This is a genomic window from Chitinophaga sp. sic0106, assembly GCF_019219075.1.
Taxonomy (GTDB): domain Bacteria; phylum Bacteroidota; class Bacteroidia; order Chitinophagales; family Chitinophagaceae; genus Chitinophaga.
Window position 1 is genome coordinate 1 of record NZ_JAHUWJ010000030.1, and the last position, 18,819, is coordinate 18,819.

Below are 18,819 nucleotides of genomic sequence, written 5' to 3' on the forward strand. Positions count from 1 at the left end.
CCGAGGGAACGGCGAGCGCGCAAAAACCGTGACAGGGGGACGCGAAGCGGACCACTGGCGCGTGTTTTTGCACGCCGCCGGACCGAGGGAGACCGATTTTCCTTCAACATAAAGGTCTTTACAATGATCAGGTGACCACTTTTAAGTTACGAGGCGGCTCTTTTATTTCATCGGATGATATTGATCTATGGCCGCTCTTAACACTTCTACCTCGCTTTGTTTATAGCGCTCCGTACTGGATGGGTACTTATGCCCTGCGAACTGCTGCACTACACTGATGTCGTGGCCTTGCGTTAACAGGTTTGCGATTACACTTTGGCGTATAGTCTGCGGCATTATAATTCTTCCGGGGTAATAATTCCTAAAGCTACGGATCACATACTTAGTGATATCCTCCGCTGGCATTGGCTGCGACCCTTTACCAATAAGGAGTGTAGCACATTCTTTTCCCTGCAGCAGTCGCGGGCGGTCCTGCTGTAAATAGGTATGTAATATCATGATCTGCGGTGCTTTTAAGGTTAGGGTGCGGCTGTTGGTATTGGGAGTAGATTTTATGTAGATGTTACCGTTATCCAGATTTACGTCTGTAGCGCCCATCTGGGCGATTTCCTGCACTCTTAACCCCTGACAGACCAACAACCCCATTAACACCTTATTACGGCTATAAAGAGCCTTATATCGCTCCTTTTTACCCAGTAACCCTTCCAGCTCCTGCGGGGTAAATAACTCCTGTAACTGTACATCACGGCTACGCTGGTCATGTAACCGGATCGATTTTGCAGGATGGTCCTGTCTTTGCCCACTATAACACAGGTAATCATAGTAGACTTTTATAGCAGATACAATACGGTTCAGCGTTTGCGGGTTGGTGTAGCGCAGGCGAAGCTGGCGGATGTAAACCGTAACATCCGTAAAGGTAGCCATTGCTGCCGCTGGATAATTACCTGTAAATGCAGCTATTTCACGCAGGTAACTGTCCGTAGTCGCAGCCGTGTAGCGACTTTCAAGGTAATGCCGTATAGTCATAACTGTTGTAGTTGATGCACACCAGGTACCGCATAGATTTGCGTGGATTCCAGGTGGCGGTGACCTAAGTAATCCCGTACATAACCAAGGCTCATACCTCCATGCAGCAGATGTGTTGCAATGCTGTGTCTGAGGTGATGCAGGGTAATATCCTTGCTTAAGTCCGCTTTTGCCAGCAGCTTCTTTAAGATAAGCAGGTAGCTATCTCCCCGCATAGAGTGGCCTATACGGTTGAGCATAAACGCTGATCCGGATTTACGCGAGCGGCTACGCTCGTGCTTTAAGTACTGGCCCAGCACTACCACCACCTTATTAGGCAGAGGGATCACTCGCCTGCGAGCATTCTTGCCACGCTTTACATACAACACCTGGTGGCTCAGGTGAACATCCGTTACCTGCAACCGTACCGCCTCGCTGCGGCGCAGCCCACAGCTGTAAAACAGATGCAATACTACCCGCTCCTTTACCGTAGTGGCCACGTCGAAGAGCTTTTCTATTTCATCACGGGAGAGAGGCTTACGGCTGTTATACGCTGCCGTCTTAAACTTCAGGCCGCTGATAGGATTCACAGGCTGTACGCCTGTTGCCTGCAACCAGTCGAAGAACACACGTAACGCGTACATGTAATGGGCGATCATCATTTCGCTCAAAGTGCCTTCCTTGCGCTTCAGTGGCCGCACCTGTAGCCACTCGTAAAAAAGACGTATATCCGTTGGGGTAACCACCGACACGTCCTCACACTGCCTGTAGTGTAAAAACTCGTTTACACACCTGGGCAGCATAGACTGCGTGCCTATACTGTAACCCACAACAGACAGGTAGTCTTTGAACATACCTATGATCTGTTTCATAAATTTTTGGTATTATTTTAACTGACTTTTGAAGAGAGGAGTAACACTATGATATAAAACCTATAACTATGATACTTTTAAAAAAGGGCCCTTGAGCAGATTTTTGGAACAAGGAACAATCAAGATAAATCCTTACTGGAACTGCATTACATTGTTCCATAATTGTTCCAGATTGTTCCATTCCTATTGGATTGTTCCAGATTGGCGAAGCTGGGATATTTGGGCAGCGAGGTCGTTACTGATCCTTTCACGGATCATTTTATGCTGGTCCCAGTAGTCTATTTTATACTGCACCCTACGCAGGTTATTCCCATTTTGGCAAACAATGTATTCTAACTGTAGCAGCTGGGCAAAATACCTGCTACACTGGGCTTTACTGATGCGCAGCGCATGTCGGACTTCCCGCTGAGTAAACAGTACTGTGCCAGGTTGCCGCTCCAGGTATTTCTTCAGCTGCTCGTAGAACTGCCGTAGGCTACCATCCAGCTCATCCACTTTCAGCACAATGCTTTCGAACATAATATCCACTGCTACTTCAAGGTCTGATATTTCTGTAATTAACCGTCCTTTACTGTCCCGCCTGCGCTGGTACTGATGCAGCAGCGTTACCATCTTTACAAAGTTTAAAAACAGGTCATTTAAGCGCCTGATCTTGTGTGCATCGGGCGGCAGTTGCAGCTTACAGGCATAAGGGTTCACTACTTCAAGCGGTTGCAGGCAGCGCACCAGGTGTTGTATAAATTGTTTTGTTTCCTGCTCCTGCTTACTGTCGATGTTACCGGTGGCTTTCGTGTTCTGATAGTTAATAATACGGCTGGTCTGGTCGCTGCTTTCATCCACAGCCAATAAAAAGACACGGCTCATATTATCCTCATAGATTTCACCGCGGGTAGTACAGGCAAGCGAGGCAATAGGCCCTTTCACTGTTTTCTGACCGCTGGTAATAGTGCCATTCTCCAACTTAATGCTGGTGGCGCTGTTCAGCTCTCCGTTACTCTGCAGCTCTCTAAACGCGAACTCTGCTTCTTCACTCAGGCCGTCGATATCTTCCAAGCATAGCAACCGGTTTACAAAGTAATGCTCCGGGTAGTTATACAGTACCTTATCACTCACGCGGGTAAGTTTGGTAACGTTTTCGGGCGGGATGCAGTCAGATATTTGCTTTAGCAGTCTGGTTTTACCACTGCCGCTACTGCCTTGTATAAGGGCATGGAGGGTTTCAGGCATTTTATAACTGATAGCGATCAGTAGTAAAAAGATGCGGTTGGTTTCTTCCCCAACAATACCAGCACTACCCAATAGCTCATTTAACTGACCGATCAGGTCTGCTTGTTTTAAAAACTGCTCTGCACCGCTGCGTTCCGCTGCTGTCATAGGATACGCCTTGGCACTGGCAGGGTCGCTTTGCTGCTGATCTTTTTCCCGGTAGCTATCCAATAGATCCGTGAGCGTGGATAAATCAACGTCCAGTAAGGATTTATCTACCCCTAAACGTTCGCTAATATCACGACTCAGTTTTTCCACCTGCTTATCTTCGTATAGGTCTACTTTGTTGCGGCTTTTCTGGCCATTATCCTTGCGTTCCACTACCAGCGTCACTTTCATGCTATCCAGTAGCTTACTTAGGCCACCCTGGATACAGTACTGAAGCTGGTCTGTATCATAGATAAGTTTATGCGGATGATTGGTATTTAATACAGGCGTGGCTTTTACAGTGGCTACCGGTTCCGGTGTTTTTTCTTCAGCTGAAGAAAAAATTGGTTTTCTGTTGACGAGTAGATGAACAAAAATTTGCGGTTCATGGGATAGGCTGATGCTGTTTATATCTTCACCGGTTGGCAGTGCCAGACGGGTAAGTATAATACCGGGAAGCTGTTCTTTTAATAACGCTGCATATTTCTCCACGGCCTTATTGCCTGCCTCGTCTACGTCAAAAGCAAAAACGATCTCCTTCAGATGGGGTAAAGTTTTAATAGCACTCATATGTTCAGCCAGCAGGCCATTAGTCCCGTAACAAGCCAGCATGCTATAATCCTTAGTAATGGTTGGCTGTTGCAGCAAGGTAGCGGCATCGATGATCGCTTCAGTTAGGATTAACTTTTCCGTACTGACAGCGGGATACCCCGGATACAGCCCTTTACGATCCTTTAAGTAGAAGTGTTTTTGATCGGCATCATTGTAAGTACTGCGGAAGTATAGACCAGACACCTGGTGTTGTTTATTACGCAGCGCAAAAACGATACAACCTTTACCGAACACACGATAAGAGGTTTCACCCGTGCGGCCCAGCTTATCATGGACTGATAATAAACCTACCTGTAAACAATCGCTGATCAGACCTTCATCTTTACGGGCGCCGTGGTGGAACTGACCACTATTGTAGCCGATTTCAAGGGTTTCATAACTTAACCCACGCTCACGTATATACGTTTTTGCAGGATCACTATTACTAACCGCATTTTTAAAGTAAGTGAACATATTACCCAGGATAGCGGTACGCTGCCCCGGTAAAGTCACAGCAGGCAGAGGATCACCGCCGACAAGCTGCTTACATTTCAGGATTGCTTCATACTTGCTGCAGTTTTCTTTGTGCATTACAAAGTCAATCACATCAAGCGGTTTGCCGTGGGTTTTGCAGTTGGCACTGAAGCAGTAGACCGTGTGGGTTTTATAGTACACTTGCAGGCTCGGCGTCTTATCATCGTGGAACGGGCAGTTAAGCCGTAGCGATTTATCGGGCTTTAAGCCGTAGTGATGCAGGAGGGTAGCAAGAGTTAGCTGCTGCTTAATCTCAGTGATTTCCATCGGCAGCTACCTTTTTGATGATCAGCATACCATTTTCGATCACTATTTCGATGGGATCACCCACATAAAAACCTGCCTTCTCCAGCCATACACCCCGAACATTTAACCAGGGCACATTCCTGCCATGGTTCCAATGATTGCGTAACTCCTGATATCTGCCATGTAATTTGCCGCGGCGCACCTTTTTTGTGTCCATGTGGATAAGTTTTTATTTTGCTACATTTATGTATCAAAGTAAACTTATTTGTCGCACATAAACAAACCTATTTTTAGCATACTATTACACACTAGTATCAAAAACAACCCAAAACTGCCACAGATAGGCTATTTTTGTTAACCTAAACAGACAGTCATGTCGCAAAAAAATAATCTCGGTAATCGTATACTGGAACTCCGTAAATCCAAAAGCTGGTCACAGTCTGAACTTGCTGATAAAGTAGGGATTTCATACGCCCAGATAGGTCGCTATGAGACTAAAGGCGCACAGCCACCTGCAGAAGTAATTAAAAAAATTGCTGAGGCATTAGATACCTCTGTGGATTACCTGATCTTTGGCAGCTCCGCCGATAAAGCCAGCGAAGCACTGCACGACGCAGAGATTATACGGTATTTTAAGGAGATTGAAGCGCTGCCGCATGAGGATAAAGATGCGCTGCTGAGGGTGATTGCGGCGTTTATCAGGGATGTAAAAACTAAGCAAAATTATGCTCATTGAATATTTATAGTACTATTGCGGAGTAAATTAGAGATCCTGCAGTTGCCTAGTTCCTATTTACTCCGCAATAGCTATCGTTGCTTATTGAGACTCCAAATAATCACCAAAATCTTTTCTAAACCTATTAGTAATTTCCTTGCTGTCGCTCCAAGCACAAGAGTTAACCACCAAAGCATCCGCTTCAGGTAATGATAGTTTCAACTTTTTTATTAAAATCATCACTGACTGTGCTTGCGTGGCACCAGATTCCCTAAGTCTCAAAAGAGCTGCATCTAAACTTGCTGCATTCTCATAGACAGAATTAAAAATATTCTCTAGCATGGTTAAATCCATAGTCATTTCTTATCGTTTTAAATCAAATGTTTTATCCAATTCATGCCCCGGAGTAGCGGAAGAACTGTTTTCTGCTCGCTTATACTGCACTCTTAATTGCTCTGCACCTTGAGATTGCGCGTATTGTTTTAAAACTCCTAACGACTCCATTATCGCTCTGGTTCCAAATTCATTTTTCAGTTCATTTCCTTTTGCTCCTTGCGGATAAAAAACCATATTAGTCAATGACATTTTCGTACCTGTCACTGTTTTCTCTGCCAAAAACTCATTTATTTTTCCATTCGAATATTTTATATTTCCCATGATGATTCCATCAGCTTCTCCAATTATCGTCAATTCAGGTTGTGATCGACTAGCTGTCTGTCCATTACCGCTGGGCACTTTAGTCGCGCCTCCTTGTGCGGCCGAAACTTGTTTTGAAACAGATACTTCCGGAGTACTCGCTCTACGAACCGCCCAAGCAGTAGTAAATCCTCCCTGGAACAAGTCTACCATTTCCTTTTCATGGGCAGCATTTGAGGCTGCCGCTACTTGTCCTACATCTTTTTGAGAAAGAAATACCTTATCCATTTCCTCCTCTGTTTTTCCAGAAAAATCTCTATAGGCTTTCGCTATACGAGAAGGTGCACCAAACCAGCTCTGCGCCCACTGTGGGGTTTCATCTCCAAAATAATAAACTCGATTTTTATAATGATAATAAGGACTAACCGTTAATCCCCATGAGTTAGCATGCATTAACGCCATCTGACTCCTACCTGTCTTTTCGTTGAAAGAAATAAGATAGTGCTTATCTTCCCCTCCATCAAGGTCTATTGCTTGTATAGGAGTATTTCCTGCAAACTGATATGGAGTATACCACGGAAAATCCTTCGTTAATGGATCTACACTAAGGAACTTCGCAATCCTCGGATCATAAATTCTAAATCCATAATCCTGCTGATTCCCTTCTCCCTTCACCTCATTATCATTCTCCTTACCATTGAACCCATAACGATACCTACCCGCATCATACCCTCTACCATACAGCCCCACCCCAAACGGAGCATAATCCTGAGCCGATACAATTCTTGGCACATAATACCCAACCGTCGTATCATTCAGCGCAACTCCCAGCTTATCATCACCTACAGTTGCCAACACATTACCTAGGTGATTAGATAACTCAAAGAACTTATTACCTCTCTTAAAGGTAGTAAAATATCCGGATCCTACACCTGGTAATGAATATGTTTCAGGCGATTCTGCATTTGCCACCTGGGTCTGACTATTATCAATACCTAGACGGCTGCTACCATACAGATGAATCTCGGTTTGTGTTTTGAAACCATTGTTGATAGATGGGTCGCCGGTGACATAAATACTCATGACATTACCTGATGCATCTCTCAAATAGCGTGTTTCTAAATCGCCCACTCGTTTTGCTATGCGATTCCCAGCTATGTCGTAGGTGTACTTTATGACTTTACCATCTGTCTTTTCTATCTGAGAAATTTTCCCGTATATATTCCATGAAATACGTTTTATCCCCCCTTGAACATCTGATGTCAGATTTCCAATTTCGTCATACAGATAATTTTTATCCTGTTGTCCATCGATATCATTTTCGTATGCAGCCAGATCCACACTATCAGTTATGAAGTTAAGTTTATTGGACCCAGTCAAATAATGGTACTGCATACTATCCATCGTTTCGCTCTTTCCTGCCCAGGTAATGTTACCATTACGCTTGTATTTTAGGATATTACCATTAGGGTCATACGCCAGCGACTCTGCAAAATCCGGCAGTGTAATCCGATTCCACTTATTGGCAACCGAATCCAGCCCTTTGGTAGCATTCATCTGCTTGATACGATTCAATACATCGTAAGTATAATTATACATTAAAGGCTCACCCACCTTAGGCAAATTCACAGCCATTGCCGCGATATTACCGTTATATAACGGTCGTATTACATTATTAGTAGCTGTAAATGCTTTTCCACCAATACCGGAATAATCTCCATTATTATAATGCAGATTGAAACTATACGCATCCTTAGCAGTCAAACCTGATAGACTTCCATCTCCCCCCATATCATTTAATGCACCTAATACGGTACTATTCACGCCTTTGAGCCAACCTTGTAACGTATATGCATAGTCGACTCCCTGCACTTTAGCCTGCCCTAATACCGTTCTGGTCAACACACCGTGCTTAGCGTACTCATAGGATGCATCACGTTCCCAATAAATACTATCCTTACTTGTTTCTACTGCAATAATTTTATTTTCTGCATCATAGGCATATCGATGGTAAAAGGCATCCACCTGACCAGGCTGATAACTTACTGAATTTACCTTACCACTAATCAGATCATAAGCATATGCGATTTTCTTAAACCTGTCTGCCTGATTGGAAGCTAATCCGTCCTGGTAGTCCTGCATAAGCAATTTAACATTACCATGAATGTCATAGGAATAATAAGTGGCTGAAGTATGCCCTCCTGGTATAGTATCATTAATTGTCGGATAAGAAGCACTCCAGGCAATACGGTTTCTCAGATTTACGGGTGACCAGTCCGTTCCATCGGTAAATGGATAAGGCTTATCATATACCGTACGGGTAATCTGCTCCCTCGAGGCTCCTGCGTTGGCAAACCAAAGCTTCCAGGTTTCCGACATTTTCGCAATCGAGTCCACCATAGCATTGCTGCTGGCCAACTGTCCCACCTCTGTAATTCTCCCAATATTATCATACAATGTATAACTGTAATTGCCAACTAAATGCTGTTTGGCATTTTGAGAAACTGACAAGCGTCCAAGGCGATCATACCATAACTTGGTCTTCCCTCCATCCGGTGTTTGTTGTTCAATCACGCCTCCAACTGTATTATATCTGTAATTTGTAACAAGTGTATGCGCTGGCACCACTTGTGCACCATTTGTTCTAGCTACAGCAACACTATCCAACCAGGCCTTTCGCTGGTTAACCTTTGCTCCTGCAGGAGGTACCGTTTTAACGAGATTTCCTGCCTGATCATAGTAGTACAAAGTATGTTGGTATTCCCTCTTGTCATAACTTACTGTGAACGCTTCATACCCTTTTACGGATTTCAAAGCTGCTACATAGGCCTGCTGGAAGTTATAGGTAAGATTGTCTTTAACATAGTTGTAAATCTCCTCTGCTTTAGCATTTGCAATTACACTACTGTCTACACATGGATTATAATCACCGGAAGTATCCAATGGAAATATTGGTGAAGCCGCGCCACATAAAATACTGGAAGATACAAAGTAACAACTATCAATACCTGGACAATTAAGACTCAAGGCAAATGGAGACTTATTACCAGCAAGGAGAGATATGGTATTGAATGATGTTCCAGAAACTACTTCAATATTACCAGCCAAACTATTTGACTTGCCAGCTGCTACTGAAGATACCGGTAGTTCCAGCAACTCATCATTACAACCTGTTTTACCTTCCCTGGTAGCAGATACCATTAAGGCTCTGCCATCCTGGGAACCGGAACCAGCATAGGTACCTGATGAATGTTGCACCAGCTTGGACAACCTTTCATTTCCAGGCAATAAAATATGGTTAGCCCAAACAGGTTGCATAGCAGCATCCAATGCCTCTAACCACACATCTGCGCCAGATCTACTTATGAGCACTCCATTATCTATAGTGGCAGACAACCTGATTCTGGACAATTCAGTTTCAGGCGCATCTGATAGTTGAATGGCTTTTAGAACATTACCAACCTGATCAACACTTAAAATCCGGTTATTCGAACCATTATCACACGCCATCAACAGAGCATCACCCGATTTCACAAAGTCTCTTACGCTATTACTATCGGATAGCGTATACTTACTAATTGAAATAACAGTTCCATCAGCGGTTGACACACTTGCCATTACCGGTTGCAACCCCACACCATAGTCTACAGAACCAGCCATCACGAGCGATTCACCATTGCTAACCAATCCCAGATAATCTCCGGTTAAACCAAGATCCTCCTGATTCATCCATTGTACATCACCCTCATTAGTAAGCACGCCACTTACCCAATGTGTATAATTCGCCCCATTTTTTCGTAACCCAGTAAATGCAAAACCACCAGTTGCAGTTTCAACTATATCACAGCCTTTTGCACCAAATTCAGCAAAATCAACTGTCTTATTCCATACTACTTCACCCGTTACATTCAGTTTAACCAATAAGATTGCACCATTATCAAAGCAAGCAGAATAAGTAGTACCAACACCAACGAAACCGCCATCAGTTGTAGGAATAAGTCTGCTTAATTCGTCATCCGCCTCGCCTCCATAGGTCCTAGCCCAAATATAATTTCCTTTTGTATCCGTATTTATCACATAGGCATCTTTCCCGCCGGCAGATGCTACATTGGTACTACCAGCCATAATATACCCGCTGGCTGTTTCATGAATATCATTGATATTATCTACTCCTTGACCAGCGTTATATGTTTTAATCATCTGTCTGCTCTCTAATGAGCCAGGTTTGCATACCTTCACCGTATTACCGGTACCGGTAGCACAGCTATCCATGAACTGCAGGTATTCCCATGTTTGTTTTGAGAAGCCTAATCTGGTATTCATGTAGGTTGCGTATAAACTATTTATTGAACGCTGATCCTCGGTGGAATCCTCATAAGCGGGAACTAAGCCCGGGTAGGCACTACTAAACCCAGCATTTAATTCATTGATCCGTTCACAATTCACACAGGAAGGATTAGTACTACACTGTAAAAATACAGGCACAATCACTGGCTTAGGAAGATACTTACAGTCTGTATTACTTTGACTGCACGCATCCAGCAATTCATTCAGGTTTTCCTGTGAAAAATTTAAATGCCGGGTTCTTTTTACATATGCCGCAAGGTTTGTGTCCTGAGGTTTTTTGAAATTACTATACTCATTCACCAAAGCCTGAAGATTATCACACTCACATTGCGCGGGCTTGGTATAGGATGTTCTGTCTGAATACTTAATCGTCACATCGTATGGAGGAGGAGCTTTGATCAGCTCACTATTACATATCAAAGGATCAGTGATCCCCTTTGCATAATTATATGCATTCAATACCTCCGCAAAACTTTTGTATACTGCATTAGTACCAGGTTTAACAGTGCTTGCACCATAAGGATGATCTGCATCAGCGGCTGATTTACAAACAGCAAGTAACTTTTCTTTAATTTCTGCCAATGCAGTTGGTGAGAACTTACATGGAGCAAGTTGACTTAACCAGGTTTGCGCCATACTATCAATATTGCGATAGTAGACCTGCATCAGCTGTTGCCTGGTGTCATTGACAGGATCAGTACTAACCTTAAGTAAGCTATCAAGAGACCCTAAACCATTATCCTTTAACAGATTTGTGACATTTCCAAACCTTGTTGCCTTGCCTGCGGCAGCCAATACTTCTGGTTTTGCGGATTGTTTTGTGCAGTTAATAGCCGCCAGACTATCCAATGCTGTTTTATGAGCCGAAAGGTAATAAGAACGGAAATTGCGCCACATCATATCCAGATCGCCACTACAAACAGTGGCCTCCAGTCCGGAAGGAGTAGCATTGTTATATTGAGTCATACATGCATCGCCACCATCACATCTTACCGCCATTGCAGCCACTGTCCACATGCTAGCCATTTGCACCTGCGTGCCTACCTTGATCTTCTGATATTTAGCGACTTTATCTGGAAGCGTAACCGGTGCAGCCTTCAGGAGCGGATCAGGGTTGACAGACTTAGCATCAGCAGGTGTAAGATATCCAGCCTGCTTAGCAGCCATATAACTATCAGTATTCTCAAACTTATAGATCCATTTTTGTGCATCATTATATTGTTCATAAATGCCTAGCTTACAATATTCAGGATGCAGCTTCAGCAGGGTATTTGCCCACTGTGGTTCAAAAAATTCAATAAAACTCTGTGGACTTAGCTCATCTGGCTTTTTATAAGTTGGGTTAGGATTATCCGGATCAAGGATCGTCATAGCTTGCCCGTTAATATCAACAAAGACACCATTTGTTCTCTGATATGGTGGCGGCTGCTTATGATCCAGGTAAAAAATGGAATAAATGCTGGTAGTATCATAAGCCAACGCATATTGACCAAAGGGCGGGGTTACATCGTCCAACATCTGTTTACGGATTTCGTCAGTGGACGGCGTTTCTGACCTTCCGCATTCAGAACAAGCCGGCTCACAAGGTGAATCCCGATGTAACTGCTTCTGTTCTTCCAAAATAGTCTCAAATGAAACACAGGAACTGGATTTAAAATAGATGCTATCCCTGTAATATTCCATTGCATGCTGGTTAATTACCAATGATCTGTTAATCTGATAACTACCACGCTCCAGCTCAAGTGCAAACTCAAACTGAAACTTACCTTCCTCCTTCAATTTATAATCTGTAGTATAGTTATGTGCAACAATCTTATATGGCCTTCCATTAAGATGCTGGTTCATAACATCATCTGTAATAACTATTTCCAGATCGTACAAACCAGGATAAATCAGCGTATCTCCACTGCAATTCGGAAGCCGCAGCACAGGTGGAACCAAGTCATATTTGAACGTATAAACTCCTTTCTCAGGTACCAGCTTGGATTCCTGTAAGTTCAGTGAATAGCTCCTGGGATCATAACTATCTTTTGTCAGCTGTTCAGAAACATGTACCACATCGATGCTATCCAGATCGAGCAGGCTTCCAGAAGATTTACCAGCCAACGCAGTCGCCACTGTACGACCATGCATATCAATGTAGCTATAGGACAGCTGGCCATTTTGGTCCACCACTGCATTTTTGAAATAGTGGTTACTACTTCCTACCTCTGTTCCAAACATAGCATCCAGTTCTTCCTGCGAAGCACCTGAATAATAATACCTGATCTCCCTGCCACTACCGATCTGATATTGATCACCAACCCCACCTTGCTTTCTGATCCTACCAGTATTATCCGGTTCAAATACCGTTTCTACAAAAGGATAACCATTAGCTCTGGGAATATATTTATTACTTCCGACATTGGCTTCCGGATTAGCGGAGGAATAATAATTGGAAGTTCCACTGGAAGAATCCATCGCAGGTGCATGCGCTGTTAATAGGTCCAGTGGACTGTTAACTTTATCATATAAGTCCTTATCATATGGCAAGCCTCCTGACGCTACATTCAGCGAAGGGTTATACTTTAGCACTTTAAGTCCGGTTGGACTTGGCAATACCTGGATCACACCACGTCCTTGCAAATCATACATTTGCTCCCCAACGATAACATTATTGGTAACGTTATCAATAGATACTGTCTGGCGGTTATGCAAACCGCCATCTGCATAATTAGTCACAATTTTTCTTTTCCCATCTTCAGCGAATACTACTTTTGACTGCCAGTTCAATGAACGCTGATGCCCGTTATACATATATGCACCGAAACCTGCCGGATAATTTGAGCTCCACACACTTTCCAGCCGTTGCGTATCTGATAATTCCTGTACTGGTCTTACCCTATAATACAAAACCCCTACTTTTCCATACAGTAATGGAATATCATATGCAGTTGATGATGTAGTAATTCTTGTTGCATTGTTGGAAAATACCATTTTGGGATTGACGGGATTTCCATATCTGTTGGCGTCTAATGCACTGGAATCAATAAATGTCCATTCCAGGTCATATACGTCAGCCCCAATAACAGCTGGCCAATTTACGGGTAGCCTGTCTTCATCCACAATATTTAATGGGGTAGCAGTTATAGTGGTGATAACATCATTGCTGCAGGAGAAACTATATTTGGGCACCAGGCGCATTTCGTTGTCCAGCATGAGTGCTGGGAGCACCCGTTGTAGCTGATCAGAGACTACACTTGTCATCTGCACCTTTACACTATGTGCTCCGTTAAAAACAAATGAGTTACGCAGACTATATGGTTTGGAGGTATCATAATCGATAGTTAACTCCTTATCCGTATAATGCTCATTATCACCATCAACACCATAAAATATTCGCACATTTGCTTTCACAGAAAATTTTGGTGGCAGCATACGCCTGGAAAATTCATTCAGACGCAATGTGATTATATTCTTTACAGTTGAACCAGCGGTCATTTTAGCACGGAGTGCACTGTCGAAATAAATAGAATCCTGTAGGGATATCGAAGAATCTTTTACTAGATTTCCGATTGCTCCATCCAGAGATTTAATAATTGTTATTTCCTGCCTGGACTGGGCATATGCCCCCAACTGCAATAAAAATATTGCGAACACGGAAATAAAGGCTCGGGATAATCTTAAATAGGGTTGCATCAAATATTATCAGTTGGGCTTGTCAAAAGTCAATGTATAATCCTTATATTTTCCGATAGGTATATAGCTATTACCATCCGGCTGTATATACTGTTTTTCATCAAATCCCGGATAATCCTCTTCTATAAAGCGATAATTCTTAAAATCAGAAGTTACTACCAGTTGGCTCATACCAGAATCTATAGTATCAGTATTCCCTACCAACGCTGCTACCTGCAGTGAAAAACCAGTTTTTATGTCCGTTCTTATAACGAACCTCTGGATCTCCATTGGTGGAATCGTATTTATTATCAAAATCCGTTCGGCGGGCCCGGATTGTAACTCCCAGTTAGCAATATGAGACAGTAGCAGATCTGCAGATGGAATAGCCGTCTGAGTGGGCAGGTTTTCAGAATTGTGATACTTGACGTAAATTTCTTTAGTTACATGATTTAGCAAAATCCTGAACTTACCATTGATAATTAGCGTAGTTTCCGACGTTTTCATTATCATCCTGCCCTTTCCAAGGAAAAAGCTGACAGCCATTGTGTCTGGGGCACCACCGCCTTTACTCATCACCAAAGCATCATATGCATATGGGCGCATATCCGGACTACGTTGCATCAGTTCATAGACTGCCCTGAAACCAACAGTATCCTTATGCACTTGCCCATAACCCCAAAATGGCAATACACCGATTGTGAGTAATAATATAAATTGTAATCTTATCATTTTCTAATTACTTTGAATCAAACCTGTTCTGCTTTCTGAAATTGTCTTTACACCACGTTCAGTTTCCTTTTTCACACGGATAAGAGTTCCATCATCATCGTACTCATAGAAGGTAGCATAATTATTTTCATCCAGGGTAGCCATCATTTTTAACGACAGTGAGCTATATACATATGATTTCATGTTCGCGTTATACGGATGGAACCGGATATCGTCGAAATAAACTTTAGAACTGGTGGTAGCCTCCAACATTAAAGTGAGACTACTGTCACCTACTGGCAGATTAAATGATTGCTCATAACGTTGCCAGCCATCTATAATACCCCCAGCCGGCTTTAGCTCAATAGTTTGGCGCACAGCTCCTCCCACAAAAATTGTCACTTTGTGTTTTTCATAATTTATAGTAGCACAAGGCTGCTCTTCTTTGACCCATGCACTAAAGTACATATTGGTACCTACCAGGGGAGAAAAAGTCGGCAAAAGCACACTACTGTTAAGCCTTACAGCGGCAAGCACAGAGTCATAGTTACAGGCAGAATAAGCCATCCGAAAATCCGGTAACTGCGCAGGAACATCAGCTTGAACAACAGGCACTTTAATAGCTACAGGCTTACTTTGCTCCACCCTGATCGAATATCTGCCGGTATGGTGCTCAGTGCTATCAATCTGTGAACTATAACCTGAAAAATCAAAATGTCGGGCAGAGACACATGTGCCGTTTTCATTACAATTTGTCGCTTTAAAATCATAATCTTCAAAACCTTCAAATGCTGCACTTCTATATCTGCCGTTCACAACATCTGCAATCTGGAGGTTATTGTTATAGCCAAATAAAGCAGCATTATAGATACCCAAGGCATTACGCGACTCTAGCTGACTACCAGAGCTGTTTATTGCCATACTTTCAACGTTCCATACCCATTTGGTAGTGTCAATTGATTCGTCTTTAACCCAGTTCCCATCACCCTGTCTCCAGAAAAAGCGGAACGTATCATAAGTCCCATCTGTTCTTATATTAGTGGCCACATCAGTCGACTTCTCTTTACGGTTATCATAATATAAATAACTCCTCTTCGCTTGCCAGTTACCCAATAGACCAACAGTAACCGGATTTACCGTGGTATCAGTTACAGCGCTGATGCAAGAATTTACGGAAGGAGCCAGCTTAATTTCTACAGTATCTTTCAAAGAAAAAGGACAGAGGTCTGTAAAAATTTCAACTGAATATATTCCGGCATTACCTGACCTGAAATTATTAATTAATGCATATGGACCAATCGCCTGGAATGGCCGGGTTCCCAAACCAGAAGGTTTTGGCCCTTTCCATGCATAAGTAGAATTAATACCTGGCAATTCAACTCTCAACTGCACAACATCACCACTGCAGTAGTAAGACGATGATTTAATCAATTGCATGGCCGCAAAATCATATATCTTTACATCCTGAATAATAAAGTTGCCACATGGGTCAGTTATCTTAATTGAATACTCCATATCCTTCATTAAGGAATAGGAAGATCCGCTGCTAAAATTACCTGTTTGGTTACTTGCTATATAGGGACCCGTTTCCCCCTGCCCTTTATTCGCTAATTGATAGGTATAAGGGCCATTAGGTATACCTCCATCCTTAGCTCTGATTCTTATAACTCCACTATTATCTGGGCCACCCGGACATATCCACCCGATGACTGTATCGACAGCTAATACAGGCCGGATCGTATTAAATGTCTTAGTGTTTATACCCCAATCTTTAGCTGAATAAGAATTCCCTCTTAGTGCAACATTATAATACCCTCCTGCTGCAAGGAAAAAGGAGGTAGCATCTCTCCCTGCAATAATTGTTGGACTTTCAACTAACTGGTATCCAAAGGTATTTTTAGGATGATATCCCGTAATAGTGGGAAATACTCTCAATCCACCACATTCCCATTGGGAAGTATAGTCCCAGCTGTATGTTGCAACATCCTGATCTGTTACCATAAAAGGCACTAGCACAGTATCACAGTCATATATAAACCTGAATAAATAAGACCCTGGCATAATGGGACTATCATCTGGTTCTTGATATTGATTATTTTGATAAGATGGACTGCCCCATATTACACCAGTAAAAAGGGCACTTGAAGAATAAGTACCTGCATACGGATATAACATTTGCCACTTCATATTTGACGGAATGCCCGGGTATCCATTTATTAGCGCAATGATACTTGTTACATTACTTCTTCCAGTTGCAATCTCGCCACTGGTAGGATCTAGCCTCAATCTTACCGCAAAAGAAATATAACTCAGCACATTCATTGTATATTCCCATTGCACCACATTATTGGCATCCTTTAACTCTAATCGATACTTACCTGCTTTCAAATTGGGACCAATGCCACTTAAATCTTCTATTGAATGGGATCTTCTATAAACTATCTTATTGGTCGAATCATAAAGTGTAACCAGGTATGGTGGACAACTGTAGGTTTGTCCAAAATCATCCTGCCAGATAGTATACTTAATATCATAGGAGCTGTCAACACAATTTTTTACTGTTTGTACAGATAGATATGCTTTGGGAATTTCACGAGTAAACGATGACGTATCCAGGCAGGTCGAAGTCACTGTTAATGTTAATAGCTTGCCATAATTATCACTGATTGTTTTACCGGGACCAAATAACAAAGTATCATATGCACTTTCCGAAATTCTTTTCCATGGCGAAGGCCCCCCTCCATCAAATGCTAACGAATAATAATTGGTATCCGGATAAAAGTATTGTGATGAATTTGCTATTAGATGGAGTTTTAACCCGGAGCAATCAGTCAACCTTTCCATGCCTATGTAGGTATAAAAACTTTGATTTGACTCCACAGGTACGGTTACAGGGTTTAGGTACTGTGAAGTACCACATGCATCCACTACATTAATTTTATATTCACCACCTGGCAATCCTCTAAACGTTTTATAATTATTATCCGGAAGAATGAGGGAGGTGGTATCTACCCCAGGTGGGGCATATTCGTATGTTACTCTGAAAGGTGCACGTCCACCTTCTAATTCAAGCTTGATCTCACCATTATTACATGTACCGTAACTCGGAGTATTCAAATGATAGTATGGATAAAAGTCAGGATAAGTCCCTATCACTTGCGCAGTTGCTGACTTTGTCACCTTATTTCCTCCACACATGGCACCCACGGTTACGATATAAATACCAGGTTCAATACCTGTTAGTATAGGAAGACTGGTGTTTGTAATCACTGTTCCCTCTCCACTTTTCGGAGCTAGCGAATAGGTTATATCAGAAAGACTAGCAACATTTGGCCCGATCAATGTCACAGCTATTTTACCACTTATTGGGCAACGGGAAGTATCGGTTGCTATTTCCAACCGCCAATTATCACACTGTGAAAACACAGTATGGGTAAAGGTCGTCATCAAAAGCAACAGCACACTACTTATTATATATTTAAAATTCGGCATAGAGCGCATCGTCATTATTAATAAGTTGTTATGATTAGTTTCTTCTGAAAATGCATGAATAAACCATCCTAACAGGAACATTCGTTTTACTATCCATATAAGTGCAAGTCATATTACCAAGAATAAGCATTTGCGGCAGCTGTACCTGATAGTCTGCATCAAAAAGAATTATAGGAGTATTCATAACACTGTCCTTTTTCATCCTTGCTCTCTGCCTTACGATCAGCTTTAGACTATCCGTAGTTTCATAATCATAGTAATCAATAAATAAGGGCGATTTCACCATGCACTGGTTGCCTTTAAACTCCAGAAAGTCTATCATCGGACCTGCAGCTGTATAGTGCATCTCATTCCCCGACAATTCCTTGTGTTCTAACAATTGGCCGCCCTGCATATGATAAGCATTATACTTCATGGCTATGAGATCCCATTTCCCCAACAACGCTATGTCATTCTTCTTTTTACCTTCCAATGGTTTATGGCGGCGAATCTCTAACCCACGAATAATAGTATCTTTTCGCTGCGCATTTACATTTATGTGAAAAAACAGGAGCAAGCCGATTAACAGTGTATATTTAATTACATTTAATTTCTCCATAG

10 protein-coding genes are annotated in these 18,819 nt (G+C 42.5%); 1 reads left to right on the top strand and 9 read right to left on the bottom strand.

The window, feature by feature from the left end; genetic code table 11:
* Nucleotides 1-162: 162 nt before the first annotated feature.
* From KW844_RS27705 to KW844_RS27720, 4 genes are all read right to left on the bottom strand, one after another.
* Complete coding sequence (locus tag KW844_RS27705) at nt 163-1,026, bottom strand: tyrosine-type recombinase/integrase (RefSeq protein WP_218380023.1); 864 nt, start codon at nt 1,024-1,026, stop codon at nt 163-165.
* Nucleotides 1,023-1,877: a tyrosine-type recombinase/integrase gene (locus KW844_RS27710; protein WP_218380024.1), complete on the bottom strand. Its 855-nt coding sequence runs from the start codon at nt 1,875-1,877 to the stop codon at nt 1,023-1,025. The genes KW844_RS27705 and KW844_RS27710 overlap by 4 nt, the downstream gene beginning before the upstream one ends.
* A gap of 183 nt (nt 1,878-2,060) precedes the next feature.
* A complete protein-coding gene (locus KW844_RS27715) occupies nt 2,061-4,682 on the bottom strand; it encodes a CHC2 zinc finger domain-containing protein (RefSeq protein ID WP_218380025.1) in 2,622 nt (873 codons plus the stop codon).
* Nucleotides 4,669-4,878, bottom strand: a complete 210-nt coding sequence (locus KW844_RS27720; protein ID WP_218380026.1) for a SymE family type I addiction module toxin — start codon at nt 4,876-4,878, stop codon at nt 4,669-4,671. The genes KW844_RS27715 and KW844_RS27720 overlap by 14 nt, the downstream gene beginning before the upstream one ends.
* A gap of 156 nt (nt 4,879-5,034) precedes the next feature.
* Here KW844_RS27720 and KW844_RS27725 point away from each other — a divergent pair, with 156 nt between their 5' ends.
* Nucleotides 5,035-5,397, top strand: coding sequence for a helix-turn-helix domain-containing protein (locus KW844_RS27725; RefSeq protein ID WP_218380027.1), 363 nt, complete (start codon nt 5,035-5,037; stop codon nt 5,395-5,397).
* Nucleotides 5,398-5,478: 81 nt separating this feature from the next.
* Here KW844_RS27725 and KW844_RS27730 read toward each other — a convergent pair whose 3' ends face one another.
* Genes KW844_RS27730 through KW844_RS27750 form a run of 5 tightly spaced genes read right to left on the bottom strand, consistent with a single transcriptional unit; the run spans nt 5,479 to nt 18,817 of the window.
* Complete coding sequence (locus KW844_RS27730) at nt 5,479-5,736, bottom strand: hypothetical protein (RefSeq protein ID WP_218380028.1); 258 nt, start codon at nt 5,734-5,736, stop codon at nt 5,479-5,481.
* Nucleotides 5,737-5,739: 3 nt separating this feature from the next.
* A complete protein-coding gene (locus KW844_RS27735; RefSeq protein ID WP_218380029.1) occupies nt 5,740-14,037 on the bottom strand; it encodes an RHS repeat domain-containing protein in 8,298 nt (2,765 codons plus the stop codon).
* 9 nt (nt 14,038-14,046) lie between these two features.
* On the bottom strand, nt 14,047-14,748 hold the full coding sequence (locus tag KW844_RS27740; protein WP_218380030.1) for a hypothetical protein: 702 nt from the start codon (nt 14,746-14,748) through the stop codon (nt 14,047-14,049).
* Nucleotides 14,749-14,751: 3 nt separating this feature from the next.
* Complete coding sequence (locus KW844_RS27745; protein ID WP_218380031.1) at nt 14,752-18,300, bottom strand: hypothetical protein; 3,549 nt, start codon at nt 18,298-18,300, stop codon at nt 14,752-14,754.
* Nucleotides 18,254-18,817, bottom strand: coding sequence for a hypothetical protein (locus KW844_RS27750; protein ID WP_218380032.1), 564 nt, complete (start codon nt 18,815-18,817; stop codon nt 18,254-18,256). Before KW844_RS27750 ends, KW844_RS27745 begins: the two co-directional genes overlap by 47 nt.
* Between the last annotated feature and the right edge of the window lie 2 nt (nt 18,818-18,819).

Coding starts and splice junctions, on each gene's coding strand:
- KW844_RS27740 (WP_218380030.1), bottom strand. CDS start 14,748: ATGATAAGATTACAATTTATATTATTACTCACAATCGGTGTATTGCCA.
- KW844_RS27720 (WP_218380026.1), bottom strand. CDS start 4,878: ATGGACACAAAAAAGGTGCGCCGCGGCAAATTACATGGCAGATATCAG.
- KW844_RS27705 (WP_218380023.1), bottom strand. CDS start 1,026: ATGACTATACGGCATTACCTTGAAAGTCGCTACACGGCTGCGACTACG.
- KW844_RS27735 (WP_218380029.1), bottom strand. CDS start 14,037: ATGCAACCCTATTTAAGATTATCCCGAGCCTTTATTTCCGTGTTCGCA.
- KW844_RS27725 (WP_218380027.1), top strand. CDS start 5,035: ATGTCGCAAAAAAATAATCTCGGTAATCGTATACTGGAACTCCGTAAA.
- KW844_RS27745 (WP_218380031.1), bottom strand. CDS start 18,300: ATGTTCCTGTTAGGATGGTTTATTCATGCATTTTCAGAAGAAACTAAT.
- KW844_RS27730 (WP_218380028.1), bottom strand. CDS start 5,736: ATGACTATGGATTTAACCATGCTAGAGAATATTTTTAATTCTGTCTAT.
- KW844_RS27710 (WP_218380024.1), bottom strand. CDS start 1,877: ATGAAACAGATCATAGGTATGTTCAAAGACTACCTGTCTGTTGTGGGT.
- KW844_RS27715 (WP_218380025.1), bottom strand. CDS start 4,682: ATGGAAATCACTGAGATTAAGCAGCAGCTAACTCTTGCTACCCTCCTG.
- KW844_RS27750 (WP_218380032.1), bottom strand. CDS start 18,817: ATGGAGAAATTAAATGTAATTAAATATACACTGTTAATCGGCTTGCTC.